This window comes from Ornithinimicrobium sp. CNJ-824, assembly GCF_001942405.1.
Classification (GTDB): domain Bacteria; phylum Actinomycetota; class Actinomycetes; order Actinomycetales; family Dermatophilaceae; genus Ornithinicoccus; species Ornithinicoccus kibberensis.
In genome coordinates this window covers 157834-182747 of record NZ_MKKA01000055.1, presented here as the reverse complement: position 1 = coordinate 182747, position 24914 = coordinate 157834, and the positions used below count along the sequence as shown (strand labels likewise).

Annotated in this window: 21 protein-coding genes and 1 pseudogene; 9 read left to right on the top strand and 13 right to left on the bottom strand. The window is 73.9% G+C overall.

The window, feature by feature from the left end; genetic code table 11:
* Positions 1–44: 44 nt before the first annotated feature.
* Complete coding sequence (locus BJF81_RS13765) at positions 45–419, top strand: hypothetical protein (RefSeq protein WP_075958819.1); 375 nt, start codon at positions 45–47, stop codon at positions 417–419.
* Positions 420–459: 40 nt separating this feature from the next.
* Here BJF81_RS13765 and BJF81_RS13760 read toward each other — a convergent pair whose 3' ends face one another.
* The 3 genes from BJF81_RS13760 to fdhD all read right to left on the bottom strand — a co-directional run bounded on the left by BJF81_RS13760 (position 460) and on the right by fdhD (position 5193).
* A complete protein-coding gene (locus BJF81_RS13760; RefSeq protein ID WP_075958818.1) occupies positions 460–2664 on the bottom strand; it encodes an ATP-dependent DNA helicase in 2205 nt (734 codons plus the stop codon).
* Positions 2665–2844: 180 nt separating this feature from the next.
* Positions 2845–4287: a molybdopterin-dependent oxidoreductase gene (locus BJF81_RS13755; RefSeq protein WP_342447153.1), complete on the bottom strand. Its 1443-nt coding sequence runs from the start codon at positions 4285–4287 to the stop codon at positions 2845–2847.
* A gap of 69 nt (positions 4288–4356) precedes the next feature.
* Complete coding sequence (fdhD, locus tag BJF81_RS13750) at positions 4357–5193, bottom strand: formate dehydrogenase accessory sulfurtransferase FdhD (RefSeq protein ID WP_075958817.1); 837 nt, start codon at positions 5191–5193, stop codon at positions 4357–4359.
* A gap of 152 nt (positions 5194–5345) precedes the next feature.
* On the opposite strand from fdhD, the gene BJF81_RS13745 reads away from it, so the two are divergent.
* On the top strand, positions 5346–6125 hold the full coding sequence (locus tag BJF81_RS13745; RefSeq protein ID WP_075958816.1) for a ferritin-like domain-containing protein: 780 nt from the start codon (positions 5346–5348) through the stop codon (positions 6123–6125).
* A gap of 64 nt (positions 6126–6189) precedes the next feature.
* Here BJF81_RS13745 and BJF81_RS13740 read toward each other — a convergent pair whose 3' ends face one another.
* From BJF81_RS13740 to hflX, 5 genes are read right to left on the bottom strand one after another with little or no spacing between them, the layout of a single operon-like run.
* Positions 6190–7362 (bottom strand): HAMP domain-containing sensor histidine kinase, encoded by a 1173-nt coding sequence (locus BJF81_RS13740; protein ID WP_075958815.1) that lies wholly within the window; start codon positions 7360–7362, stop codon positions 6190–6192.
* A 13-nt stretch (positions 7363–7375) separates the two neighbouring features.
* Positions 7376–7732, bottom strand: a complete 357-nt coding sequence (locus BJF81_RS19885; RefSeq protein ID WP_237770246.1) for a winged helix-turn-helix domain-containing protein — start codon at positions 7730–7732, stop codon at positions 7376–7378.
* On the bottom strand, positions 7726–8145 hold the full coding sequence (locus tag BJF81_RS19880) for a response regulator (protein WP_237770245.1): 420 nt from the start codon (positions 8143–8145) through the stop codon (positions 7726–7728). Before BJF81_RS19880 ends, BJF81_RS19885 begins: the two co-directional genes overlap by 7 nt.
* Complete coding sequence (locus BJF81_RS13730; protein WP_187345516.1) at positions 8142–10865, bottom strand: MGH1-like glycoside hydrolase domain-containing protein; 2724 nt, start codon at positions 10863–10865, stop codon at positions 8142–8144. The genes BJF81_RS19880 and BJF81_RS13730 overlap by 4 nt, the downstream gene beginning before the upstream one ends.
* Positions 10866–10881: 16 nt before the next feature.
* Positions 10882–12309 carry a GTPase HflX gene (gene hflX / locus BJF81_RS13725; protein ID WP_083664244.1) on the bottom strand — a complete coding sequence of 476 codons (1428 nt, stop codon included), beginning with the start codon at positions 12307–12309 and terminating at the stop codon, positions 10882–10884.
* A 117-nt stretch (positions 12310–12426) separates the two neighbouring features.
* On the opposite strand from hflX, the gene BJF81_RS13720 reads away from it, so the two are divergent.
* The gene (locus tag BJF81_RS13720; RefSeq protein ID WP_075958841.1) at positions 12427–13053 is read left to right on the top strand and encodes a class I SAM-dependent methyltransferase; all 627 of its coding nucleotides are present in this window, start codon (positions 12427–12429) and stop codon (positions 13051–13053) included.
* Here the strand turns inward: BJF81_RS13720 and miaA are convergent.
* A pseudogene (miaA, locus tag BJF81_RS13715) lies at positions 13025–13971 on the bottom strand (tRNA (adenosine(37)-N6)-dimethylallyltransferase MiaA). The gene BJF81_RS13720 and the pseudogene miaA overlap by 29 nt on opposite strands.
* A 62-nt stretch (positions 13972–14033) precedes the next feature.
* Between miaA and BJF81_RS13710 the strand changes: the two are divergent.
* The 5 genes from BJF81_RS13710 (at position 14034) to BJF81_RS13695 (ending at position 18779) form a co-directional block, all read left to right on the top strand.
* On the top strand, positions 14034–14366 hold the full coding sequence (locus BJF81_RS13710) for a hypothetical protein (protein WP_075958813.1): 333 nt from the start codon (positions 14034–14036) through the stop codon (positions 14364–14366).
* Positions 14367–14391: 25 nt separating this feature from the next.
* Positions 14392–14823: a kinase/pyrophosphorylase gene (locus BJF81_RS20445; RefSeq protein WP_269087342.1), complete on the top strand. Its 432-nt coding sequence runs from the start codon at positions 14392–14394 to the stop codon at positions 14821–14823.
* Complete coding sequence (locus tag BJF81_RS20440) at positions 14720–15229, top strand: kinase/pyrophosphorylase (RefSeq protein ID WP_269087341.1); 510 nt, start codon at positions 14720–14722, stop codon at positions 15227–15229. Before BJF81_RS20445 ends, BJF81_RS20440 begins: the two co-directional genes overlap by 104 nt.
* Before the next feature lie 77 nt (positions 15230–15306).
* Positions 15307–17967, top strand: coding sequence for a pyruvate, phosphate dikinase (ppdK, locus tag BJF81_RS13700; protein ID WP_075958812.1), 2661 nt, complete (start codon positions 15307–15309; stop codon positions 17965–17967).
* Positions 17964–18779, top strand: coding sequence for a (2Fe-2S)-binding protein (locus tag BJF81_RS13695; RefSeq protein ID WP_075958811.1), 816 nt, complete (start codon positions 17964–17966; stop codon positions 18777–18779). Before ppdK ends, BJF81_RS13695 begins: the two co-directional genes overlap by 4 nt.
* A gap of 34 nt (positions 18780–18813) precedes the next feature.
* On the opposite strand, the gene BJF81_RS13690 is transcribed toward BJF81_RS13695, so the two are convergent.
* Complete coding sequence (locus BJF81_RS13690) at positions 18814–20022, bottom strand: amidohydrolase (RefSeq protein WP_075958810.1); 1209 nt, start codon at positions 20020–20022, stop codon at positions 18814–18816.
* Positions 20023–20332: 310 nt separating this feature from the next.
* On the opposite strand from BJF81_RS13690, the gene BJF81_RS13685 reads away from it, so the two are divergent.
* Positions 20333–20581, top strand: a complete 249-nt coding sequence (locus BJF81_RS13685; RefSeq protein WP_075958809.1) for a WhiB family transcriptional regulator — start codon at positions 20333–20335, stop codon at positions 20579–20581.
* Between the two features lie 39 nt (positions 20582–20620).
* Here BJF81_RS13685 and BJF81_RS21170 read toward each other — a convergent pair whose 3' ends face one another.
* The 3 genes from BJF81_RS21170 to BJF81_RS20435 form a co-directional block, all read right to left on the bottom strand.
* On the bottom strand, positions 20621–21256 hold the full coding sequence (locus tag BJF81_RS21170) for a sensor histidine kinase (RefSeq protein ID WP_342447152.1): 636 nt from the start codon (positions 21254–21256) through the stop codon (positions 20621–20623).
* 59 nt (positions 21257–21315) lie between these two features.
* Positions 21316–22152 (bottom strand): histidine kinase N-terminal domain-containing protein, encoded by an 837-nt coding sequence (locus BJF81_RS21165; protein WP_342447151.1) that lies wholly within the window; start codon positions 22150–22152, stop codon positions 21316–21318.
* 66 nt (positions 22153–22218) lie between these two features.
* Positions 22219–24831 carry an NAD-glutamate dehydrogenase domain-containing protein gene (locus tag BJF81_RS20435; RefSeq protein ID WP_075958808.1) on the bottom strand — a complete coding sequence of 871 codons (2613 nt, stop codon included), beginning with the start codon at positions 24829–24831 and terminating at the stop codon, positions 22219–22221.
* Positions 24832–24914 lie beyond the last annotated feature (83 nt).

Sequence of the window (24914 nt, the reverse complement as noted above, 5' to 3'; positions counted from 1 at the left end):
AGGGACCTGGGGTCCTGGGTCCTCGTCGCACAAGGAGGTGCGGTATGTCGACCATCACCACCCGTCCCGTCCGTGAGGACACCGGTCACCACGACGTGCGCAACGCCTGGCTGAGCATGCTGCTGCTGCCGGTCGCCTTCGTGCTGGCGTTCATGGTCGGGGAGGGCCTGGCCTCCCTGCTCGGCCATCCCGTCGGGGGCACCGTGGAGCCTCCGCTGTGGGCGATCCTGGCCTCCAGCGTGCCCGCGCTGCTGGTCTTCTTCCTTCCGGCGGTGGTGTCCGCCTGGTTCGCCCGTCGCGCGGACCGGCAGGGTGACCGTCGCGGCTGGGTGCCGGCCGGCATCCTCACCCTCGTCGCGGTCGGTTTCGTGGGCCTCAACCTCGCCGCCTACTTCGGCGCCGAGGTGATGATGGGCTGAGCCGGTCCCGCACCGGATGGGCCCGCCCGCCCGGACGGGCTCAGCCGGCGCGGCCGAGGCCCAGCTGGTTGATCCGGGCGGTCACCAGGTCGGGTGCCAGCTCGAGGTGGTCGGCGAGCTCCTCGACGGGGATCCCGGCCTCCAGCCCGTCGCGCAGCTCCTCGTCCTGCTCGGCGGACCACGCGTGGCCGCCCGTGACCGCCGTCCGGGGGGACCGGGCGACGGGGACGTCCACCGCGACCGGTCCGGTCGTGGCCCCGCCGAGCCCCCGCGCGGCCGGTGCGGCCACCGGGACGACCTCCCCGGCCGTCCCGTCGAGCCGTCGCAGGGCCCCGAGGACGAGGTCGCGGTCGGTCGTGGGCCAGAACGGCGGCAGGGACCGCTGCAGAAAGGGCGCGTAGCGGGCGCTCGTCATCCGCGGGTCCAGGAAGGCGACCACGCCGCGGTCGTCGGCCCGCCGCACGAGGCGACCGGCGCCCTGGGCCAGGCGCAGGGCGGCGTGCGTGGCCGAGACGCTCATGAACCCGTTGCCGCCGGCGCGGGAGATCGCCTCCGACCGGGCCGAGGAGAGCGGGTCGTCGGGCCGGGGGAAGGGGATCCGGTCGATGATCACCAGCTGGCAGGCCGGGCCGGGGACGTCGACCCCCTGCCACAGCGACATCGTGCCGAACAGGCAGGTGCTGGCGTCGGAGGCGAACTCCCGGACCAGGGTGGGGGTCTGGTCGTCGCCCTGGCACAGCACCCGGATGTCGGTGTCGGACAGGCGGTCCCTCAGCTGCTCGGCGGCGGCCTCGGCGGCGCGGCGGGAGCTGAACAGCCCCAGCGTGCGCCCTCCGGCCGCCCGGACCAGCGCCTCGATCTCGTCGAAGACGACGGGGGCGGCCCCGTCCCGGCCCGGCGCCGGCAGGTGGGCCGCGACGTAGGCGATGGCCTGCTGCGGGTAGTCGAACGGCGAGCCGACGTCCAGGCCGGTCCACGGCGGGGACCCGGCCCCCTTGAGGCCCAGCGTGCCGGCGACGGCGTCGAAGCTCCCGCCGAGCTCGATCGTGGCCGACGTGAGCACCACCGTGCGCTCGCCGAAGATCTTCTCGCGCACCGCCATCGCCACGCTCATCGGCGCCACCCGCAGGACCGCTCCTCGGCGCGGGTCCTTGCTGAGCCAGGCCACGTCGAGCTCGCGCTCCTCGAGGACCCGCGCGGCGACGTCGTGCACCTCCTCGACGGCCGCCAGCGCCAGCTGGGTGGACCCGTCGACCTCGGCGCCCTTGTCGGGCTTGATCTCCGACAGGGCGGCCCGGGCGGCGTCCCGGACCAGCTGCAGCGTCTCGACGAGCCGCTCGGGCAGGCGGTCCAGCCGGCCCTCCGGCAGATCCTCCAGGGTGTCGGCCACGAGGTCCGTCGTGTCGGCGAGCCGACCCGCCGCGTCCCCCTTGCCGGCCCGGCGGGCGGCGACCGAGACCGCGGAGGAGGTCAGCTCGTCGGTGACCGTGGAGGTGATCCGGTCGGTCAGCTCGTGCGCCTCGTCGACGACGAGCAGGTCGTGGTCGGGCAGCATGTGCCGGCCCTCGAACGCGTCGATCGCCATGAACGCGTGGTTGGTGACGATCACGTCGACGTCGCGGGCGACCTCCCGCGACTGCTCGACGAAGCACTCGGCGACGACGGGGCAGCGGCTGCCCAGGCACTCCTTGGCGGTGACCGACACCTGCCGCCAGGCCCGCTGGCTGACGCCGGGGACGAGCTCGTCCCGGTCGCCGGACTCGGTCACCTCCGCCCACTCGCGAAGCCGGACGACCTCGCCCCCCAGCCGTGAGCGGTCGGCGTCGAAGGCCCCGACCGCCAGCAGGGCGTCCTCGTCGTCGTCCGGGAAGCCGCCGACGACCTTGTGCCGGCAGAGGTAGTTGGACCGGCCCTTGACCAGGGCGTAGGTGGGGCGTCGCCCCATCAGCGGGCGCAGGGCCTCGGCGATCCTGGGCAGGTCCCGGTCGACGATCTGGGCCTGCAGCGCCAGGGTCGCGGTGGCCACGACGACCGGCTTGCCGGTGGCCATCGCGTGCGCCACCGCGGGCACGAGGTAGGCCAGCGACTTGCCGGTCCCCGTCCCGGCCTGCACGAGCAGGTGCTCCTCGCGCTCGACGGCGCGGGCCACGGCCCGGGCCATCTCCACCTGTCCGGGCCGCTCGGTGCCACCCACCGCCGTCACGGCGGCGTGCAGGAGCTCGGTGAGGTCGGGGCGGTCGGGCACCGGTCAAGGGTATGCGGTCGCACCGACCGCCCACCCCCTCCCGTCCACAGGGGTCGTCCCCGACCTAGTCGTCCTCGACGACCGTCACCTCGACCGCGTGCCAGCCGCTGGCGCCGTCGGGGGCGGGCGCGGCCGGGGTGTCGGTCTGGGTCTCACCGGTGCCGTCCGTGGCCCGGACCGTCAGCTGGTGGCGGCCGGGGGCCGCCTCGGGCCAGGTCCAGCTCCACAGCCGCCACGCGTCGATGCTGGGCTCGGCGGCCAGCTCGGCCTGCTGCCAGGGCCCGTCGTCGACGCGCACCTCGACGGCGTCGACGCCCCGTTGCTGCGCCCAGGCGACGCCGGCCACCACCACCTCACCGGCCCGCACCTGGCCTCGCTGCGGGGGACGTCGATCCGCGAGGCGGTCTTGACCGGCCCCCGTTCGGCCCAGCCGCGGGGCGTCCAGTAGCCCTCGTCCGCGTCGAACCGGGTGACCTTGAGCTCGGTGACCCACTTGGTGGCGGAGACGTAGCCGTAGAGGCCCGGCACGACCAGCCGGACCGGGTAGCCGTGCTCGGGCGGCAGCGGCTCGCCGTCCATCGCCACGGCGATGAGGGCGTCCCGGTCGTCGGTGAGCGCCTCGATCGGGGTCCCGGCCGTCCAGCCGTCGGCGCTGCGGGACAGGACCATGTCGGCCTCGGGCCGCACCCCGGCCCGGGCGAGCAGCTCGCGCACCGGCCATCCGGTCCAGACGGTGTTGCCCACCAGCGGACCGCCGACGGTGTTGGAGACGCAGGTGAGGGTGACGATCGCCTCGACGTGGTCCTGCTCGAGCAGCTCGGCCCAGTCGATCTCGACCTCCTGCTCCACGAGGCCGGTGACCCGGAGCGTCCACGTCGCCGGGTCGACCCGGGGCACCCACAGGGCGGTGTCGATGCGGTAGAACTCCTCCGTCGGGGTGACGAACGGGCTCTGGCCCTCCACCGATGCGGCCGCGGCAGCCGGGATCTGCACCCGACGGACGGGGACCGGCAGGCCCAGCGCGCGCACGGCCGCACCCGTCGCGCGTCCCGTGCGGGTCAGCGCCTGGCCCGCCACGATCCCCAGGACGCCCAGCACGCCCACACCGCCGGCGGCGAGGACGACCTGGCGGCGTCCCGCCACCGGTCCCGTCTGCCCCGGCTCCTCGGGGAAGGGCCCCAGGCGTCCCAGCCCCACGACGAGCACCGCGGTCCCGACCGCAAGCCCGGCGAGCGTCGGCCACAGGTCGGCCGGCATGGCGCCCGGCCGGGACAGCACGGCGCCCAGGCCCAGCGCCCCGACGAGGAGGAAGAGACCGACGGCCAGGGCGCGCGACGTCCTGCCCAGGACTCCCACGAGGGCGGTCACGACGACCAGGACGAGCCCCATCCCGACCCCCAGGGCGATCTTGTCGGCGGTGCCCAAGGTCGCGACCGCCCAGTCCTTGAGCCAGGCGGGCGTGCGGTCGACGAACGCGCCCGCCACCGCGAGCAGCGGGGAGGGAGTCCCCGTCGCCCCCAGCAGCCGCACGGCGACCCCGGCCCCCAGCTCGGCCACCCCCAGCGTGGCTGCCCCCGCGGCGACACCGACGAGGGCGGCCCGGCCCTGCTCCTGGACGCTCATGCCCCCAGCCTGACGTCCCCACCTGGGAGAAACCCGACCGCGTCCGTCCCCCGGCGCGGTCGGCCGAGGTCAGGCGAGCACCCGCTCCCGGCCGCAGTAGACGTTCAGGCTGCTCCCCCGGTTGAACCCGATGACCGTCATCCCCAGCTCCTCCCCCAGCTCGACCGCCAGCGCGGACGGGGCCGACACGGCCGACAGCGTCGCGACCCCGGCGAGGGCGGCCTTCTGCACCAGCTCGAAGGAGGCCCGCCCCGAGACCTGCAGGACGGCGCCGGGCAACGGCATACCCCGCTCGCGCAGCGCCCACCCGACCACCTTGTCGACCGCGTTGTGGCGGCCCACGTCCTCCCGGACGCAGGCCGGCTCCAGCCCGGCGGCGCCGGGAAGGAACAGGGCGGCGGCGTGCACGCCGCCCGTCCGGTCGAAGACCTTCTGCTCCTCCCGCAGCCGGTCGGGCAGGGCGAGCAGCTGGGCCAGGGGGTGGGCGACCCGGTCCACCCGCAGGTCGTACTCCCCCGTGCGACGGACCGCCTCGATCGAGCTGGTGCCGCAGATGCCGCACGAGCTCGACGTGTAGACGTGGCGCTCCAACGACGGGTCGGGCGGTGCCACCCCCTCGGCGAGGGTGACGTCCACGACGTTGTAGTCCCGCTGCCCGTCGGCCCCGATGCCGGAGCGGTAGTCGATCTGGGCGACGTCGTCCCAGCCGCGCACCACCCCCTCGCCGTGCAGGAAGCCCACGGCCAGGTCGAAGTCGGACCCCGGGGTGCGCATGGTCACCGACAGGGGGCGTCCCCCGACCCGGACCTCCAGCGGCTCCTCCCCCGCGAGGGTGTCGGCCCGCTCCCGCACCGCCCCGTCCGCGGACAGCCGGGTCACGCGCCGACGCTGGGTGACCTTGACCATCGGTCCAGGGTATGCCGCAGGGGCTGACCGGCCCAGGAGGCCGCCTTCATCGAATCTTCACGGACGGCACCGCCGGCTCTTCACGCGGGAGGCGTTGACTCGGTTGTAGACCACCAGAGAAAGGACGACCGATGACAACGAGGACCAGATTCATGAGCACGCTGCTGGCGACGGGTGTCGGCACGGCCCTCGTCCTGGGGACCGGGGTCGCCATCGCGCAGAGCGGTGACGACGACACCGACGACGGCACCACCACGACCGAGGTGCTGGACGCCCTGCAGTTCAACGTCGAGGAGGAGCGCATGGCGCGCGACCTCTACGACGAGCTGGGAGAGGCCCACGACGGGTTGGCGCCGTTCACGCAGATCCAGCGCTCCGAGCAGAAGCACCACGACGCGGTCTCCCGGCTGATCGAGCTGAAGGGCGGCACGGTTCCCGGGGAGGGCGAGCCCGGCGAGTTCGAGAACGAGCAGATCCAGACGATGTACGACGACTGGCTGGAGCGCGGCCTGGTGAGCCCGGACGCCGCGTTCGAGGTCGGCATCGAGCTGGAGAAGGCGGACATCGAGCACCTGGAGTCGGCGATCGACGAGATCGACGACGAGGACGTCGACCGGGTGCTGGGCAACCTGCTCAACGCCTCCGAGCACCACCTGGCGGCCTTCGAGGCCGCGGCGGCCGGCGAGCTGCCCGACACGGCGGGCATGAACGGCGGACGTCGGGGCGACGGCTCCGGCCCAGGGATGCGGCCGGGTGCCGGTGACCAGGGGATGCGGCAGGGCCCCGACGGACAGGGTCCGGGTCGGCAGCACGGCCTCGACGGGCCGGGCAGGGCGCTGCACCAGGGCCCCGGCGGCCTGGCCGGCCAGGGCGGTCACCAGCACGGTGACGGCACGGGCGACTGCCCGATGGCGAGCACCGACGACGACTGACCGCGGGAACCGGCGGGCGGCACGCGTGACCGTGCCGCCCGCCTCCGCGTGCGGTCCGGCGGCCCTACCCGCGGGGTGGGACGCTCGCTGGGCCGGGCACCGGGAGCGTCATGGTGAACCGGGAGCCCCGCCCCGGGCCGTCGCTGGCGGCGACCAGGTCACCGCCGTGCGCCCGCGCCAGGGCACGGGCGATGGTCAGTCCGATCCCGGAGCCGTCGGCGTCCGCGCTCTCCTCGCCCCGGTAGAACCGCTCGAAGACGGCCGTCTCCTCACCGGGACGCAGCCCCACCCCATGGTCGACGACCTCGACGGTCGCCACCTGCCCGGTGCCCCCTGCCCCCGGTCCGGGACCGTCGACCGTGACCTCGACCCGGTCCCCCGGGCCGCTGGCCCGGACGGCGTTGGTCAGCAGGTTGGTCACCACCTGGGCGATCCGGTCCGGGTCGTGCCGGACCACGAGACGGTCGGGGGCGGCCAGGCGGACGGTCACCTCGTGGCCCGCGGCGCGGTCGTGGACCGCGGCCACCGCGTCGGCGACCGTCGCGGCGAGGTCGGCGTCCTCGACGACCCGGACCTCCAGGCGCCCCTCCTCCGCCCTCGACAGGCTGCCCAGGTCCTCGGCGAGCCGCTCGAGCCGTCGGGTCTGGTCCACGACCTTGCCCAGCGCGACCTCGTCGGCCGGCACGACCCCGTCGAGCATGGCCTCGGCATACCCCCGGGTCACGGTCAGGGGCGTGCGCATCTCGTGCGCCACCTCGCCGATGAGCCGGGCCCGCCGGGCCTCGGTGGCCGCGAGCCGCTCCCCGAGCTCACGCACGTCGTCGGCGAGGCCGGCCAGCTCGGTGGTCCCCGGGTGCGGGACGTCCACGTCGTAGCGCCCCAGCGACAGGTCGCGCGCCGCCGTCCGCAGCTGCTCCAGCGGCCGGGCGGTCCGCCGGGCCGCCAGCACGCCCAGGACCAGCGCGACCAGGAGCCCGACCACGACGCCCACCAGCACGGCCCGGTCGACGCTGTCGACGAACTCCGCCCGGAAGCCGGCCATCCCGGCCGGGCCGCCAGGAGCACCGTCGCCCCCCGCACCGTGGCGTGCGCCGACGCCCTCGCCCATGCCCATGGCCCGGTCCCACCCCTGGAGCGCGACGAGGCGCAGGACGACCACGGTGACCAGGCCGGAGACGAGGGCCACCAGCACGTGCGAGAGGACCAGCCGCGCGCGCAGGGAGCGCCACCAGCTCACGGTCGCCGCCGGGTCACGTCGTCCCGCCCGTGGCCGGTCCGCCCGACGGGACGCCGCCGAGGGCGTCGACCCGCGCGGGCAGGAACTTGTAGCCCACCCCCCGCACCGTGCCGACGACCCGCGGCGCCGACGCGTCGTCGTCCAGGGCCCGGCGCAGGCTGCGCACGTGCACGTCGACGACCCGCTCGTCGCCGACGTGGTCGTAGCCCCAGACCCGCTGCAGCAGCTGGTCGCGGGTGAACACCCGTCCGGGCTCCTCCGCCAGCGCCCACAGCAGGTCGAACTGGAGGGCCGACAGCGGCCGCAGGACCTCGTCGCGGTGCACCTCCCGGCGGGCGCGGTCGATCAGCAGGCCGGGGAAGGTCAGCACGTCCTCGTCCGGCTCCAGCGACGGCTCGGGCGGGGGGGGCCGCACGGCGGAGCACGGCGGACACCCGCGCGGCCACCTCCCGGGGGCGGAACGGCTTGGTGACGTAGTCGTCCGCCCCGGCCGCCAGACCCATGAGGACGTCCCCCCCCCTCGGCGCGGGCGCTGACCATGACGACCGGCAGGTCGCGCTCCCGCCGCAGCCGACGCAGGACCTCCATCCCGTCGAGGTCGGGCAGCCCGACGTCGAGCAGCACCACGTCGGGCGGTGGTTCCAGCCCGGCCTGGCGCAGCGCCTCGGCCCCCGTTCCGGCCTCGCGCACCACGAACCCGTCCCGGGCCAGGTAGGCCGCCAGCAGCGCGCGGATCTGCGGCTCGTCGTCGACCACCAGCGCGGTGCGGATCACGCCGCTCACCTCCGTCCCCAGGCTACTCCGGGGGTATGCCGCACCCGGCGCCGCGGGGGACGGCATACCCCCGGCCCGTCAGCGGTTGGCGATCCCGTCCGGCGCGCAGACGAAGTGGGCCACCAGGCGGTCCAGCCGGTCTGGTGGGAGGCCCCCAGCCCGACCCCGGAGTCGCCGTCGAAGTACTCGCTGAACGTCGGGTGGTCGTCCCACAGCGGCCCGGAGGGGTGGTGCACCGGGGTGGACGGCCGGCGGCCGTCCGGACCGGGCCGGAAGAGCCCCACCAGGCGCTGCTCGATCCGGCCCGCCACCTCCTCGATCGCCAGCTCCTCGCCCGAGCCGGTGGGGTACTCCACCGGCCGGCCGAACCCGGCGCCGCGCCCGTAGGTGCGCAGGGCGTCGGTGAGCAGGGCGTTGACCGGCAGCCACACCGGGCCGCGCCAGTTGGAGTTGCCGCCGAACATGTGGGAGTCGGACTCGCCCGGCACGTAGGCCAGGGACAGGTCCGACCCGCCGATGTGCACCTGCACCCCGTCGCGGTGCGCGGCGGACAGCGAGCGCAGCCCCCCGGGTGAGAGGAACTCCGCCTCGTCCAGCATCCGGGCCACGACCGCCCGCCACTGGCGACGGTCCACCATCGACAGCGTGCGCAGGGAGAAGCCCTCGTGGTTGGTGTGCAGCAGGGCGTCCTGCAGCTCGGGGCGGCGCCGGGTCCACCCGTCGAAGAAGTCGGTCAGGTCGGGCAGCTCGTCGGCGACCCAGTCGGGCACGATCGCCACCGCGGACAGCGGGAGCAGACCGACCATCGAGCGCACCGGCATCCGGTGCACCTGGCCGTCCTCGGTGGTGAGGATGTCGTGGAAGAAGTCGTCCTCCTCGTCCCACAGCCGCGCGTGCCCCCGGCCGATGTCGTCCATCGCCTGGGCGATCGAGAGGAAGTGGACGAGGAACTTGGTGGCCACCTCGTCCCACGCGGGGTCCTGCCGGGCCAGCTCCATCGCCATCCGGAGCATCTTGAGGCAGAACAGCCCCATCCAGGCGGTGGCGTCGGCCTGCTCCAGGCGCTGCCCGTCGGGCAGCGGGTCGGACCGGTCGAACAGGCCGATGTTGTCCAGGCCCAGGAACCCGCCCTCGAAGACGTGGCTGCCGTCGGCGTCCTTCCTGTTCACCCACCACGGGAAGTTGAGCAGCATCTTCAGCACGACGCGCTCGAGGAAGACCCGGTCGCGCGAGCCGTCGATGCAGTAGACCTGCCAGGCGGCCCAGGGGTGCACGGGCGGGTTGACGTCGGAGAAGTTCCACTCGTAGGCCGGCAGCTGGCCGTTGGGGTGCATCGACCACTCCCGGCACATGAGCAGCAGCTGCCACTTGGCGAAGAACGGGTCGACGTGGGCGTAGGCGACGCAGTGGAAGGCCAGGTCCCAGGTGGCGAACCACGGGTACTCCCACTCGTCGGGCATCGAGATGACCTCGGCGAGGTTGACGTGCTGCCAGCCGGTGTTGCGCCCGTGGAGCCCGGCCCGCTCCGGCGGCGGGGGCGGCTGGCCCGGGTCGCCCTGCAGCCAGCGGGTCACGTCGTAGCGGTAGAGCTGCTTGCACCACTGCAGCCCGGCGAAGGCGCGGCGCGCCACGAGGGCGTCCTGCTCGTCGGTGCCCTCCGGCAGCACCTCGGCGTAGAACTCGTCGGCCTCCTGCCGCCGCAGCGCGACGACCTCCTCGTCGCCGGGCGCGTCGGCGGCGGGGCCGCCGCCCTCGGACAGCCGCAGGCGCACGGTCACGCTCTCCCCCGGCGCGACGGCGTCGAACTCCCACCAGAACGCCATCTTCGTCCCCCGCTGCTCGGGGTTGCAGGCGTCGGCCTGCCCGTGCACCACGGCGCGGTCCACCGAGTCCTTGGGGTATGCCGTGTGCCCCGGCGGGACCGCGTCCTGCCCGTAGAGGGCGGCGGTGTTGGTGTCGTTCTCGCAGAACAGGGTCCGCGGCGAGCCCTCGGCCCGCACGGTGACCGGGCCCAGCTCGGGGTGCTCGGCGCGGACGACGACGGTCCCGTCGGCCGCGGCGTCGTCCCGCCACAGCGAGGGGCGCCGGTCGTCCAGGCCCCAGGACCACGTGTTGCGGAACCACACCTGCGGGAGCAGGTGGAGCGGGGCCGCCTCCGGGCCCTGGTTGGTGGCCGTCACCTCGACGACGACGTCGCCGGGCGCCGCCTTGGCGTGGGTGACGACGACGTCGAAGAACCGGTCCTCGTCGAGCACGCCGGTGTCGGCCAGCTCGAGCTCGGGGTCCTGCACGCCGCGCTCGCCGTTGACCCGCACCAGCTCCTCGTAGGGGAAGGCGGCCTGCGGATAGCGGTAGAGGCTGCTGGCGTAGGAGTGGGTGGGCAGCCCCTCGAGGTGCCACCAGTACTCCTTGACGTCCTCGCCATGGTTGCCCTGCGGGTTCGTCAGCCCGAACAGCCGCTCCTTGAGCCGGTCGTCCTGCCCGTTCCACATCGCGACGGCGACGTTGAGGTGACCCTCCAGGTCGCACAGGCCGGCGATCCCGTCCTCCCCCCAGCGGTAGGCCCGCAGGTGGGCGTGGTCGAACGGGAGGTGCGCCCAGGCGTTGCCGTCGGCGGAGTAGTCCTCCCGGACGGTCCCCCACTGCCGTCCGGAGACGTAGGGCCCCAGCGGCGCCAGCGCCCGGGAGTCGTCGGAGTCGGCCAGTCGTCGGCGCTCGGCGGTGGTCACCGGCCCAGACTAGGCGTCAGACGGCATACCCGGCGAGGTGGCCGTGGAGGTCGGCGTCGACCTTGGCCTGCAGCCGCGTGCCCTCCCCGGTGTGCTCCTCGGAGAGCACCTCGCCCTCCTCGTGCAGCCGGGTGACCAGGTCGCCCCGGTCGTAGGGCACGAGGACGTCGACGAGGATCTCGGGGCGGGGCAAGGCCTCCTCCACGGCGGCCCGCAGCTCCTCCACGCCGCGTCCGGTCCGGGCGGAGACGACCACCACGCGGGGGTGCATCCGCACGATCCGGTCGACCACCTCGGGGTCGGCGACGTCGGCCTTGTTGACGGCGATGATCTCCGGCAGGCGCAGCGTGGCCCCCTCGTCGACCTCGGCCAGGACCTCGTGCACCGCGGCGATCTGGCCCTCGGGGTCCGGGTGGGACCCGTCGACGACGTGGAGCAGCACGTCCGCCCCGGAGGCCTCCTCCAGGGTGGAGCGGAAGGCCTCGACGAGCTGGTGCGGCAGGTGGCGCACGAACCCGACGGTGTCCGAGAGGGTGTAGCTGCGTCCGTCCTCGGTCTCGGCCCGGCGCACGGTCGGGTCCAGCGTGGCGAAGAGCTGGTCCTCGACGAGCACGCCGGCCCCGGTGAGCCGGTTGAGCAGCGAGGACTTGCCGGCGTTGGTGTAGCCGACGATGGCCACGCCGGGCACCTTGTGGGCCCGGCGCGAGCTGCGCTTGGTGTCGCGGACGGTCTTCATGGCGCCGATGTCGCGGCGCAGCTTGGCGATCCGCGTGTTGATCCGCCGCCGGTCCAGCTCGATCTTGGTCTCGCCCGGTCCGCGGGAGCCGATGCCCTCACCGCCGGCGACCCGGCCGCCGGCCTGGCGCGACATCGACTCGCCCCAGCCGCGCAGGCGGGGCAGGAGGTACTGCAGCTGGGCCAGCTCGACCTGGGCGCGTCCCTCCCTGCTCTTGGCGTGCTGGGCGAAGATGTCGAGGATCAGCGCGGTGCGGTCGATGACCTTGACCTTGACGACGTCCTCCAGCGCGCGCCGCTGGGACGGGCCCAGCTCCCCGTCGCAGATGACGGTGTCGGCGCCGTGCTCGACGACCAGGTCGCGCAGCTCCCGGGCCTTGCCCGACCCCAGGTAGGTGGCCGGGTCCGGCTTGAGACGGCGCTGGATGACGCCGTCGAGCACGGTGGACCCGGCGGTCTCGGCCAGGGCGGCGAGCTCGCGCATGGAGTTCTCCGCGTCCTCGACGGTGGTCCGGCCGTCGTCGGCCCAGACCCCGGCGAGCACGACCCGCTCCAGCCGCAGCTGGCGGTACTCGACCTCGGTGACGTCCTCGAGCTCGGTCGACAGACCGGCGACGCGCTGGAGCGCGGCGCGCTCCTCGCGGTCGAGCTGGTCGCCGTCCGGCTGCTCGTCCAGGACGGGGGTGGGGTGGTGCTGCGGATGCGCCATGGTCTCCTTCGGGTCGGGCACGGGGGTTTCGCGGCGGGGTTCTCCTGCTCCCCACCTTCGCAGAGGACAACATCGGGAGCCACCGGTTTTGTGCCCACGGCCGTAGACTTCCCGGCCATGTCCCCGCCCCAGGACCACTACTTCACGGCCCGGCCGGCCTCCGACGGCGAGCTGCGGACGGTCCCCGTGCACCTGGCCGGGCGGGACGTCGAGGTGGTGACCGCCGGCGGGATCTTCTCCCCCGACGGGATCGACCGGGGCACCCGCGTCCTGCTCGCGGAGGTCCCCCCGCCGCCGGCCGCGGGCACGTTCCTCGACCTCGGCTGCGGCTGGGGCCCGCTGGCCCTGACGATGGCGCTGGAGTCCCCCGCCGGACGGGTCGTGGCGGTCGACGTCAACGAGCGCGCGCTCGACCTGGCCCGGCGCAACGCCGTCGCGGTGGACGTCGCCGACCGGGTCGAGGTGCTGGCCCCCCGCGACGTGCCCGCCGACCTGACCTTCGACCTGGTGTGGTCCAACCCGCCGATCCGCGTCGGCAAGGCGGCGCTGCACGAGCTGCTCACCACCTGGCTGCCGCGCCTGGCCCCGGAGGGCACGGCATACCTCGTGGTCCAGAAGAACCTCGGCGCAGACTCGCTGCAGCGCTGGCTCGCCGACACCCTGCCCGGTCTCATGGGGCCGGTGGCGGTGGAGCGCACCGCGAGCAGCAGGGGGTTCAGGGTCCTGCGGGTGACCCGGGGCTGACCGGACCGGCCGCGACCGCGGCGAGCGCCTGGTCCAGGAGGTCGGGGGCGTCGTGCTCGAGCCAGACGACGCGGGGGTCGGGGCCGAACCACCGTTCCTGCCGGCGGGCCAGGCGCCTCGTGGCTCCGACCGTGTCCGCCACGGCCTCCTCCTGCGTCAGCTCCCCGTCGAGCTGGCGCAGCGCCTGGGCGTAGCCCACCGCCCGCGAGGCGGTGCGCCCCTCCCGCAGGCCCCGCTCCACCAGCCCCCGGACCTCCTCGACGAGACCGGCCCGCCACATCGCCTCCGCCCGCCGGCCGATCCGCGCGTCCAGCACCTCCCGGTCCGCCCGCAGCCCCAGCACCACCGTGGGCCGCACGTGCTCGCGCGCGGGCATGGTCGCGCTGAACGGCCGCCCGGTGAGCTCGACGACCTCCAGGGCCCGGACGACCCGGCGGCCGTTCCGGGGCTGGATCGCCCGCGCGGCGACGGGGTCGACCTCGGCCAGCCGGGCGTGCAGCGCCTCGGCGCCCACCCGCTCCAGCTCGGCCTCCCAGCGGGCCCGCACGCCGGGGTCCGTCGGCGGGATCTCCATCCGGTCGAGCAGCGCCCGGACGTAGAGGCCGGACCCGCCGACGACCACGGGCACCCGCCCCCGTGCGTGGACCGCCTCCAGGTCGGCCCGGGCGGCAGTCTGGTATGCCGCGACCGTCGCCTCCTCGCGCACGACGAGCACGTCCAGCTGGTGGTGCGGCACGCCGCGGCGCTGCGCGGGCGGGAGCTTGGCGGTGCCGACGTCCATGCCCCGGTAGAGCTGGGAGCGTCGGCGTTGACGACCTCGCCGTCCAGGGCCAGCGCCAGCGCCACCCCCAGGTCGGACTTGCCGGTCGCGGTCGGCCCGACGACCGCCACGACCGGGGCAGGAGCGTCGGGGGCCATGGTCGTCCAGTCTGGCAGCCCACCGGTTGCCGCGCCGTCGGGACCGGGGCAGGGTGAGGCCCATGGACGAGCAGACGAGCACCCCGGACGGCACCTCCGACGACGCGGGCACCGAGGAGGGCACCTTCCTGGGCGGGTCCTTCGGCGGCGGCGGCGAGGACGACGCGGACGCCCCGGCCACGACCGCCGAGCAGCTGGAGGCGCAGACGGCGCCCGACGGCCCCGCCTACCTGGCCGGCGGGGCCCGCCGGGACGACGCGACCGTCCCGGCCGAGGTGCAGGAGCAGGTGACCGGCACCTCCGACCCCGGCTCGATCCCCGACGACGCCTTCCCCTCCGACGTCGAGGGCACGAGCACCGAGCCGGCGCCCGGGGAGCGCAACGACCCCGTCTGAGCAGCCGTCCCCTACGCTGTGGGCCATGCCGGACACCCCGATCGAGGTCCACATCATCGCCGACTCGACCGGCGACACCGCCGCCCGGGTGGCCCGCGCGGCCGCAGCGCAGTACGTCGGCTACGACGTGCGGATCATCCGGCACCCGCGGCAGTCCTCCGCCGAGGGGCTGCACGACGCGTTCGCCCGGATGCACCCGGAGCGGGCCCGCACCGTCGTCTTCTCCACGGTCGTCGACGAGGGCCTGCGGCACCTCGTGGCCCAGCTGTGCACCGAACGGTCCCTGCCGCACGCCGACCTGCTGGAGCCGGCCGTCGGGGCTGCGGGAGGCCACCGGGCAGGACCCGGAGCGGGTGGTCCGACCCGTCGGGGTGGGCGAGGACTACTTCAAGCGGGTGCAGGCGATGGAGTTCTCCATCGCCAACGACGACGGCAACCTGTCCAACCACCTGCGTGAGGCCGACATCGTGCTGGTCGGGGTCAGCCGGTCGGGCAAGACGCCGCTGTCGATGTACCTGGGCTACCTGGGCTACAAGACCGCCAACATCCCGCTCGTGCCCGGCATCCCGGCCCCCGACCAGCTCTTCGACGTGCAGCGCTGGAAGGTGGTCGGGCTGACCATCGACCCCGAGCGCCTCGCCCAGATCCGCACCCGCCGCGTCCGCACGATGGGCAGCAGGGCGGTGCAGCGGGACGGCTACACCGAGCTGGCCCACATCTTCGACGAGCTGGACGAGGTCGCCGCGGTCCAGCGCAGCCTGGGCTGCCCCGTCATCGACACCACCAGCCTGGCCCTGGAGGAGGCCGCCGGCCGGGTGATCGAGGTCGTGCAGAAGCGTCGGGAGGCGGCTGCCGGCCGGTGAGCCGCGCGCGCTAAGGTCATAAGGTGTAGACGGGGCGACGACGCACCGGGACCACGCACAGAGCGGAGCACGCCAGCATGAGCGAGAACGACCAGGTCAAGTACCTCTACGACATGTCCGAGGGCAACGCCGAGATGAAGACCCTCCTCGGAGGCAAGGGGGCCAACCTGGCCGAGATGACCCGTCTGGGCATCCCCGTCCCCGACGGTTTCACCGTCAGCACCGCCGCGTGCGTGGCGACGATGGAGAACTCCGGCGAGTGGCCCGGGCACCTGTGGGACGACACCCTGGCCGCGCTGGAGCGGCTCGAGGAGCGCACCGGGCGCCGGCTGGGAGACACCGAGAAGCCGCTGCTGCTCTCGGTCCGCTCCGGGGCCGTCGTCTCCATGCCCGGGATGATGGACACCATCCTCAACCTGGGCGTCAGCGACGAGACCGTCGACGCGCTGGGCGCCGAGGCGGACAACCCCCGCTTCGCCTGGGACTCCTACCGCCGGTTCCTCCAGATGTTCGGCGAGGTCGTCGAGGGTGTCCCGCCGCACCTCTACGAGGACGAGCTCACCGCCCTCAAGGCACGGCGCGGCGTCGAGCAGGACACCGACCTGTCCATCGAGGACCTCAAGGAGCTGGTGGCCACCTTCAAGGAGGTCTCCCGGCGCGAGCTCGGGCGGGACCTCCCCGCCGACCCGCGGGAGCAGCTGCGCAGCGCGATCGACGCGGTCTTCCGCTCCTGGGACACCCCCCGGGCACGGGTCTACCGCAAGGCCAACGACATCCCCGACGACCTGGGCACCGCCGTCAACGTCATGCAGATGGTCTTCGGCAACCGCGGCGAGACCTCGGCCACCGGCGTGTGCTTCACGCGCAACCCCTCGACCGGCGGGAAGGCGCTCTACGGGGAGTTCCTCGTCAACGCCCAGGGCGAGGACGTCGTGGCCGGGATCCGCACCCCGCGCGAGCTCTCCGAGATGGAGGCGGTGCTGCCGGAGGCGTACGGCCAGCTCATCCAGACGATGCACGACCTGGAGAGCCACTACAAGGACATGCAGGACATCGAGTTCACCGTCGAGGAGGGCACCCTCTACCTGCTGCAGACCCGCAACGGCAAGCGCACCGCGGCCGCCGCCCTCAAGGTGGCCCGCGACATGGTCGAGGAGGGCGTGCTCACCCGGGAGGAGGCCCTGCAGCGGATCGCCCCCGCCCAGCTGGACCAGCTGCTGCACCCGGCGATCGGCGCCGACCACGGCCGCACCCCGGTGACCAAGGGCCTGCCGGCCTCCCCCGGCGCAGCCGTCGGGGCGGTCGTCTTCGACGCCGACACCGCCGAGGAGCGGGGGCGCGCCGGGGAGTCCGTCGTCCTGGTCCGCTACGAGACGACGCCGGACGACATCCACGGCGTGATCCTGGCCCAGGGCGTGCTCACCGCGCACGGCGGCATGACCTCGCACGCCGCAGTCGTCGCCCGCGGCATGGGCAAGCCCTGCGTGGCCGGCGCCCAGGGGATCCGCATCAACACCGCCGAGAAGAAGCTCACCGTGGGCGACTCCACCTTCGCCGAGGGCGACGTCATCACCCTGGACGGCTCCACCGGCGAGGTCTACGGCGAGGCCCTGGATCTGGTCCCGCCGCAGATCAACGAGGACTTCAGCGCCATCGTCAGCTGGGCCGACGACATCCGCCGCCTGGGCGTGCGCGCCAACGCCGACACCGGCGAGGACGCCGCCAAGGCCCGCGAGCTGGGCGCCGAGGGCATCGGCCTGTGCCGCACCGAGCACATGTTCATGGCCGCGGACCGCCTGCCCGCCGTCCGCCGGATGATCCTGGCCGAGGACTCCGAGGAGCGCGCCGAGGCGCTCGAGGCGATCCTGCCGATGCAGCAGGAGGACTTCGAGGCGATCTTCACCGAGATGAAGGGGCTGCCGGTGACCGTCCGGCTGCTCGACCCGCCGCTGCACGAGTTCCTGCCCGACCTCGTCGAGCAGTCCCTGCTCGTCCAGCGCCTGGAGCTCACGGGAGGCGACCAGGACGAGCTGGCCGAGGCCCGCACGCTGCTGGGCCAGGTCAAGCGCCTGCATGAGCAGAACCCCATGCTCGGCACCCGCGGCTGCCGGCTGGCCATGCTCTACCCGGAGATCCCCGAGATGCAGACCCGGGCGATCATCCGCGCGGCGCTGGCGGTCAAGGAGCGCGACGGCGACACCGCCACCGTGGAGATCATGATCCCGCTGGTCGCCTACGCCAAGGAGCTGCAGGTGCAGCGCGAGGTCGTCGAGCGCACCGTCGCCGACGAGCTCCAGGCCGCCGGCATGGAGATGGAGGTGCACGTCGGGACGATGATCGAGCTGCCCCGTGCGGCGATCGTGGCAGACCAGATCGCCGAGCACGCCGACTTCTTCTCCTTCGGCACCAACGACCTGACCCAGACCGGGATCGGCATCAGCCGCGACGACGCCGAGGGCGGGTTCCTCTCGGCCTACGTCTCCGAGGAGGTCATCCCGACCAACCCGTTCGAGTCCATCGACAAGGACGGCGTCGGCGGGCTCGTGCAGATCGCCGCCGAGCGCGGCCGGTCGGCCAAGCCCGACCTCAAGCTCGGCGTCTGCGGCGAGCACGGCGGGGACCCGGCCTCCATCGACCTGTTCGAGGAGCTCGGCCTGAGCTACGTGTCGTGCTCGCCCTTCCGGGTGCCGATCGCCCGCTTCGCCGCCGCGCGGGCGGTGCTGGCCCACCGGGAGTGACCTCGACCCCCTCGCCGGGAGCCGCCGGGCTCGTCCGCACCCTGGACGGGCTCGGCGGCTTCTTCGCGCTCCCCGCCGCGCCTCCCGACGGGACCGACGCCGTGCCCTGGGCGGACGTGCTCGCCGGCCCCGCCCTGCGCGCCCGCTTCGAGGTCGTCCGCACCATCCTGGCCGACGGTGCCGGGATGCCGGCCGACGGGCTCGACCCGAAGGTGGCGGTCTCGGCCGTGCAGGTGGGCCTGGCGTCCCGGCTGTGGTCGGTCGGCCTCGCCTCGGCAGTGCTGCACTCCTGGCTGCCGGACCTGTCCTCCACCTCCCTGCTGGCCAGCCCGGTCCACCGCGGGCAGGTGCCGCTCGCGGTCAGGGACCTCGCCGCGGGGTATGCCGTCGACTCCCCCGAGGAGGCCGCGCGCCGCATCGTGGGGACGGTGGTCGGCTCCTCGTTGCGGGACCTGCACGAGGCCTGCGCCCGCGAGGGGCGCACGCCGCCGCGGGTGCTCGTCAGCAACAGCACCTCGAGCCTCGTGGGCGCGTTGCGGGTGCTGTCCGCGCGACGGCCCGAGCACGCCGGCCGGGTCGCCGAGCTGGGAAACCTCCTGCTGGCCGACCCGGCCGTCCGGGCCGGCGGGGACCTGGTGCCGGCCGCCGACCTGCCGCCCGGGGTGGGCACGACGGTGCCGGGCGTGGACCCGGCCGAGCAGGCCTTCGTGCGCTCTGGCTGCTGCGTGTTCTACCACCTGCCGGAGCACGGGCTGTGCCCCGACTGCGTGCTCGCTCCGGTCCACCCGGGACGGGTCACCAAGGCGCACTGACGCGGCATACCCCCGGGGCCGTCCGGGCGGCCTCTCAGCCGCGCGGGCGCACCCGCCCCGCCCGGGCCTCGGCGTCCCAGGTCCAGACCTCCGTCCCGTCGACCCAGGTGCGCAGCACCCGGGACTGCAGATCCAGCGGGTCGCCGGACCACAGGACGACGTCGGCGTCCTTGCCCGCCTCGATCGAGCCGACCCGCTCGTCCACGCCCAGGACCCGGGCGGGGTTGAGGGTGACCGAGCGCAGCGCCGCGTCCCGGTCCATGCCCTCCCGGACGGCCAGGGCGACCTGGGTGATGAGGTACTCGATCGGCACCACCGGGTGGTCGGTGATGATCGAGACCGGCACGCCGGCGCGGTCGAGGATGCCGGGGGCGGCCAGCGACCGGTCGCGCACCTCGACCTTGGAGCGGCTCACGATGAGCGGCCCGTAGAGGACGGGGACCTGCCGCTCGGCCAGCACGTCGGCCAGCAGGTAGGACTCGGTGCCGTGGTCCAGCACCAGCTCGTAGCCGAACTCGTCGGCCAGCCGCAGGGCGGTGGCGATGTCGTCGGCCCGGTGGCAGTGCTGGCGCCAGGGGATCTCCCGGTCGAGCACCTTGACGAGGATCTCGCTCACCAGGTCGGTGTCGACCGGCTTGCCGTCCGAGGCGTCCCGGCGGGCGCGGTAGGAGCGGGCCGCCTCGAAGGCGGTCCGCAGCACCAGCGCGACCCCGAGCCGCGTCGAGGGCGTCTTCTTCTGCTCGCCGTAGACCCGCTTGGGGTTCTCCCCGAGCGCGGACTTCACCCCCGCCGGGTTGCGCAGGACCATCTCGTCGACGTAGCGGCCGTACGTCTTCAGCGCCACGGCCTGCCCGCCGATCGGGTTCCCCGAGCCGGGATTGACGTTGACGGTGGTGACCCCGCCCATGAGCGCGTCGTCGAAGCCCTGCTCCCGCGGGTTGATGCCGTCGATCGCGCGGGCGGCGGCCATGACCGGGTCGGTCATCTCGTTGGTGTCCTGCCCGGCCCAGCCCTCGCCCTCCTCCCACACGCCCAGGTGGACGTGCGCGTCGACCAGGCCGGGCACCAGCCAGCCGCCGGAGGCGTCGACCACCTCGGCGTCACCGGGGACGGTCACCTCCTCACGGGTGCCCACGGCCTCGATCCGACCGTCCCGCAGCAGCACGACCCCGTCGGGCACGGGGTCGGAGGCGACGGGCACGACGTGGGCGCCGACGATGGCGAGCGGGTGGTCCTGGTGCATGGGGAGGGCTCCTCCTGGGACGGGGACGGGGTCGGTGCCAGCGTACGCAGCCGGGCCCACCGTGTGAGCGACGCCTCACCCCCTCGGGTGACGAACCTCGGTCAGACCCTTGTGCGGGTCGCGATACCTCTGGGAGTATGGGGAACACTGTGCTCGACCACGGCGTTGGCACGGTCAGACGCGACGTGCGCCGGACGGCCGCGCTCGCAGGCAAGAGATACGGAGCAGTATCGTCCCTTGACCGGCGAGGCGCAGAGCCGGCCCGGGGGCGACCAGACCCGACCGACGGCACGACCAAGGAGCACCACAGATGGACTGGCGCGATCGCGCAGCCTGCCTCGACGAGGACCCCGAGCTGTTCTTCCCGATCGGCAACACCGGTCCTGCCCTGCAGCAGATCGAGGAGGCCAAGGCCGTGTGCCGGACCTGCCCGGTCATCGACACCTGCCTGAAGTGGGCCCTGGAGACCGGTCAGGACGCCGGTGTGTGGGGCGGGCTGTCCGAGGACGAGCGGCGCGCCCTCAAGCGCCGCAAGGCCCGCGCGCGCCGCGCCGGCTGACCCCCCGGCCCGCCCGGCCCCGCCGCGACCGGCCCGTCCTCAGACGGACGGGCTCGCCCTGAGCCGCACGGTGAACCGCACGACGGTCCCGTGCGGCTCCGCCGTCTCCCAGGAGATCGTGCCCCGCAGGTCGGTGATCAGCGCCTGGACGATCTGCATCCCCAGCCCGTCGGCCCCGGGCCCCGCCTGCCCGGGCGGCAGGCCGGCCCCGTTGTCGGAGACGGTGACCTCGACGACCTCCCCCGGGGCCGACACCTGGGCGCGCCGCCGGGCCTCCACCACGACGCGCGGACGGACGCCCTCCCCCGGGCCTAGCTCGCCGGGAGCGTCGCGGTGCTCCTCGAAGCCGTGCTCGACCGCGTTGTGCACCAGCTCGGCCAGCACCATCGCCAGGTGGGTGGCGTCCTCGGCCAGCAACGAGCCGAAGGTGCCGCGCAGCTCGGTCGCCACGACGGTCCGGGTGGAGGCCACCTCGACGGTCGCGCGCATGATGCGCGTGGCCACCTCGTCGAAGTCGACCTGCTCGGAGAAGCCCTGGCTGAGCGTGTCGTGCACCAGCGCCACGGTCGAGAGCCGCCGGCCGGCCTCGGCCAGGGCCTCCCGGGCGGCCGGGTCGTCCAGCCGGCGGGACTGCAGCCGCAGCAGCGCCGCGACGGTCTGCAGGTTGTTCTTCACCCGGTGGTGGATCTCCCGGATGGTCGCGTCCTTGCTCAGCAGCTCCCGCTCGCGGCGCCTCAGCTCGGAGACGTCGCGGAGCAGCAGCAGGGCGCCCAGGCGGGTGCCTCGCGGGTCAGGGGCACCGCCCGCAGGGTCAGGTTGATGCCGGACGTCTCGATCTCGGTCCCCCACGGCGCGCGCCCGGTGAGCACGAGCGGGACGGTCTCGTCGACGTGCGTGCCCTCCACCAGCCGGTCGGTGACGATGCGGGACAGGTCGGCCCCGTTGACCTGGTCGGTGTGCCCCAGCCGGCGCAGCGCCGAGACCGCGTTGGGACTGGCGTAGTCGATGAGGCCGTCGGCGGTGAGCCGGACGACCCCGTCCCCGACCCTGGGCGTGCCGCGGCCGACGCCGGTGGCGCCGCCCTCCACCGGGAAGGCGCCCTCGGCGATCATGCTGAAGAGCTGCTGGCTGATCTGGAGGTAGTTGACCTCCAGGCCGCCCTGCTGACGCATGTTCTGCAGGTCGGTGTGCCGCACCAGCACCGCGATCGTCCGTCCCCGCCGCACGACGGGGACGTACTGCTCGCGCACGTAGCCCATCTCGTCGGGCGTGACCGCACGTCCGGACGCGAGCACCTGGGTCAGCCACCGCTGCCGTTCGGGCGTCGGCGGCTGGCCGATGACGTCGTCGTGGTAGAAGTTCGGACCGGTGGTGGGTCGGGCGTGGGCCGCCAGGAACCACGGGGACAGGAAGGGGTCGTCGTGGTCGTCGAGCTCGACCGGGATCCACAGGGTCAGGTCGGCGAAGGAGAGGTCGGCCACCATCTGCCAGTCGCCGACGAGCCGGTGCAGCCAGTCGACGTCCGCGTCCGACATCGAGGCGCGGGAGAGCGTGTCGCGCAGGGTGGGCACGCAGCAGACCCTACCGCCCGGGCCGGCCGCCACCTGCGTCCGCCGGCCCGGGCACCGTCCTGCGGGTCAGTCGGTGGCCGACCCCTGCCGCACCAGGCCGCGCAGGGTGCGCAGGGCCACCGACAGCGGCGCCAGGCTGGGCTCCTCCATGGCGCCGACGGTCCGCAGCACCTGGCTGGTGCGCACGAGGGCGTCCCGGTTCTCGATCATCCACTCCTCGACCCGCTCCACCGAGTCCGACCCCGGGGTCGTGCGTTCGGCGACGGTCCGGGCCAGCCCGCGCATGACGCCGTAGATGTCGTCGCGCATGGCCCCCCGGGCCAGCGAGGACCACCGGTCCGGCCGGGGCAGGTTGGACACGTGCGTGAGCAGGTCGTCGAGGCTGAACGCCTCGGAGACCCCGAAGTAGATCTCCGCGACCTCCCGCACGTCCCGGTCCATGTCCATCGACAGCTCGGTGACGTCCAGCAGGGAGTAGCTGTCCAGCAGCGAGGCGTAGGCCTGGGCCAGCTCCTGCGGAACACCCCGCTTCCTGGCCCAGTCGACCCGCTCCTGCCAGCGGTCCAGCTCGGTGCCCTGCAGCAGCTCCTCCATGACCGGGACCAGCGACTGGACCGGTCCGGCGAAGTGCTCGATCTCCTGCTCCATCCGGCTGGACAGCGAGCGGTTGTTGAGGAACCAGCGCACGCCGCGGTCGATGAGCCGGCGGAACTCGAGGTAGAGCTCGGTCTGGGTGTCGGTGTCGACCTCGTTGTCCAGCTCCTCGACCTGGGCCATGAAGGTGTTCATGTCGAACACGGCCCGGACGACGTGGAAGGCGCGGGCGATCTGGGTCAGGGTGGCGCCCGTCTCGTCCACGGCCCGGTAGGCGAAGCTGACCCCGCCCCGGTTGACCATGGCGTTGGCGATCTCGTTGACCACGATCTGGCGCCGCAGGGGGTGCGCCTGCAGGCGCTCGCCGGCGACCTCCTGCAGCGGCCCCGGGAAGTAGTTCACGAGGGTCTGCGTCATCGCCGGGTCCTCCGGCAGCTCGCTGTCGTTGAGGGCGTCCTTGAGCCCGAGCTTGGCGTAGGCGACGAGCACGGAGAACTCGGGGCTGGTCAGCCCCAGACCCTCCCGCTCGCGACGGGCCCACTCCTTGCGGTCGGGCAGGAACTCCAGCGCCGGGTCGAGCCCGGCGGTCTCGCGCAGGTAGCCGATGAGGCGCTGGTGGACGGGGGCCATCACCTCGCGCTGGCTGCGGCCGTTGCCGATGAGCACGTTCTGCTCGTAGTTGTGCCGCAGGACCTTGGCCGCGACCTCCTCGGTCATCGACTCCAGGAGCTCGTTGCGCTCCTCCATCGTCATCGCGCCGTCCGCCACGAGCGGGGTGAGGGCGATCTTGATGTTCACCTCGTGGTCCGAGCTGTCCACGCCGGCGGAGTTGTCGATGGCGTCGGTGTTGACGTGCACCCCGTGCAGGGCGGCCTCGATCCGGCCCAGCTGGCTCATCCCGAGGTTGCCGCCCTCGCCCACGACCCGCACCCGCAGGTCCCGGCCGTCCACCCGGATGGCGTCGTTGGACCGGTCCCCGATGTCGGCGTGCGTCTCGGTGGAGGCCTTGACGTAGGTGCCGATGCCGCCGTTCCACAGCAGGTCGACGGGGGCCGAGAGGATCGCCCGGAGCAGCTCGTGGGGGGTCAGGCTCGTCGTGCCCTCCGGCAGCCCGAGGCGTTCGCGCACCTGGGGGCTGACCGGGACCGACTTGGCCGACCGGGGGTGGATCCCGCCGCCCTCGCTGAGCAGGCTGGTGTCGTAGTCCGCCCAGCTGGAGCGGGGCAGCTCGAAGAGCCGCTGCCGCTCGGCGTAGGAGCGCTCCGCGTCGGGGTCGGGGTCCAGGAAGATGTGCCGGTGGTCGAAGGCCGCGACCAGCCGGATGTGCTCCGACAGCAGCATCCCGTTGCCGAAGACGTCGCCGCCCATGTCGCCGACGCCGACCACGGTGAAGTCCTCGGCCTGGGTGTCCAGCCCGAGCTCCCGGAAGTGCCGCTTGACCGACTCCCAGGCCCCCCGGGCGGTGATCCCCATCTCCTTGTGGTCGTAGCCGGCCGAGCCGCCGGAGGCGAACGCGTCGTCCAGCCAGAACCCGTAGTCGCGGGCGACCGAGTTCGCCAGGTCGGAGAAGGTCGCGGTGCCCTTGTCGGCGGCGACCACCAGGTAGGGGTCGTCGTCGTCGTAGCGCAGCACCCGGTCGGGGGCCACGACCTCCTCGCCCTGCCGGTTGTCGGTGATGTCCAGCAGCCCGGAGATGAAGGTGGTGTAGGCGGCCTTGCCCTCGGCCAGCCACGCCTCCCGGTCCACCGAGGGGTCCGGCAGCTGCTTGGCAAAGAAGGCACCCTTGGACCCGGTCGGCACGATGACGGCGTTCTTGACCATCTGGGCCTTGACCAGGCCGAGGACCTCGGTGCGGAAGTCCTCGCGGCGGTCAGACCACCGCAGCCCGCCGCGGGCGACGGCACCGAACCGCAGGTGCGAGCCCTCGACGCGGGGCGCGTACACCCAGATCTCGAACGCCGGCCGCGGCTCCGGCAGCAGGGACAGCTCGCGCGGCAGCAGCTTGACCGAGACGCGGGCCTTGGGCTGCCCGTCCTCGTCCCGCTGGTAGAAGTTGGTGCGCACGGCCGCCCCGACGACCGACACCAGCGCTCAGGATGCGGTCCTGGTCGAGGCTGGAGACGTCGTCCAGCTCGCTGACGATCTCCTGGCCGAGCTCCTCGACGCGG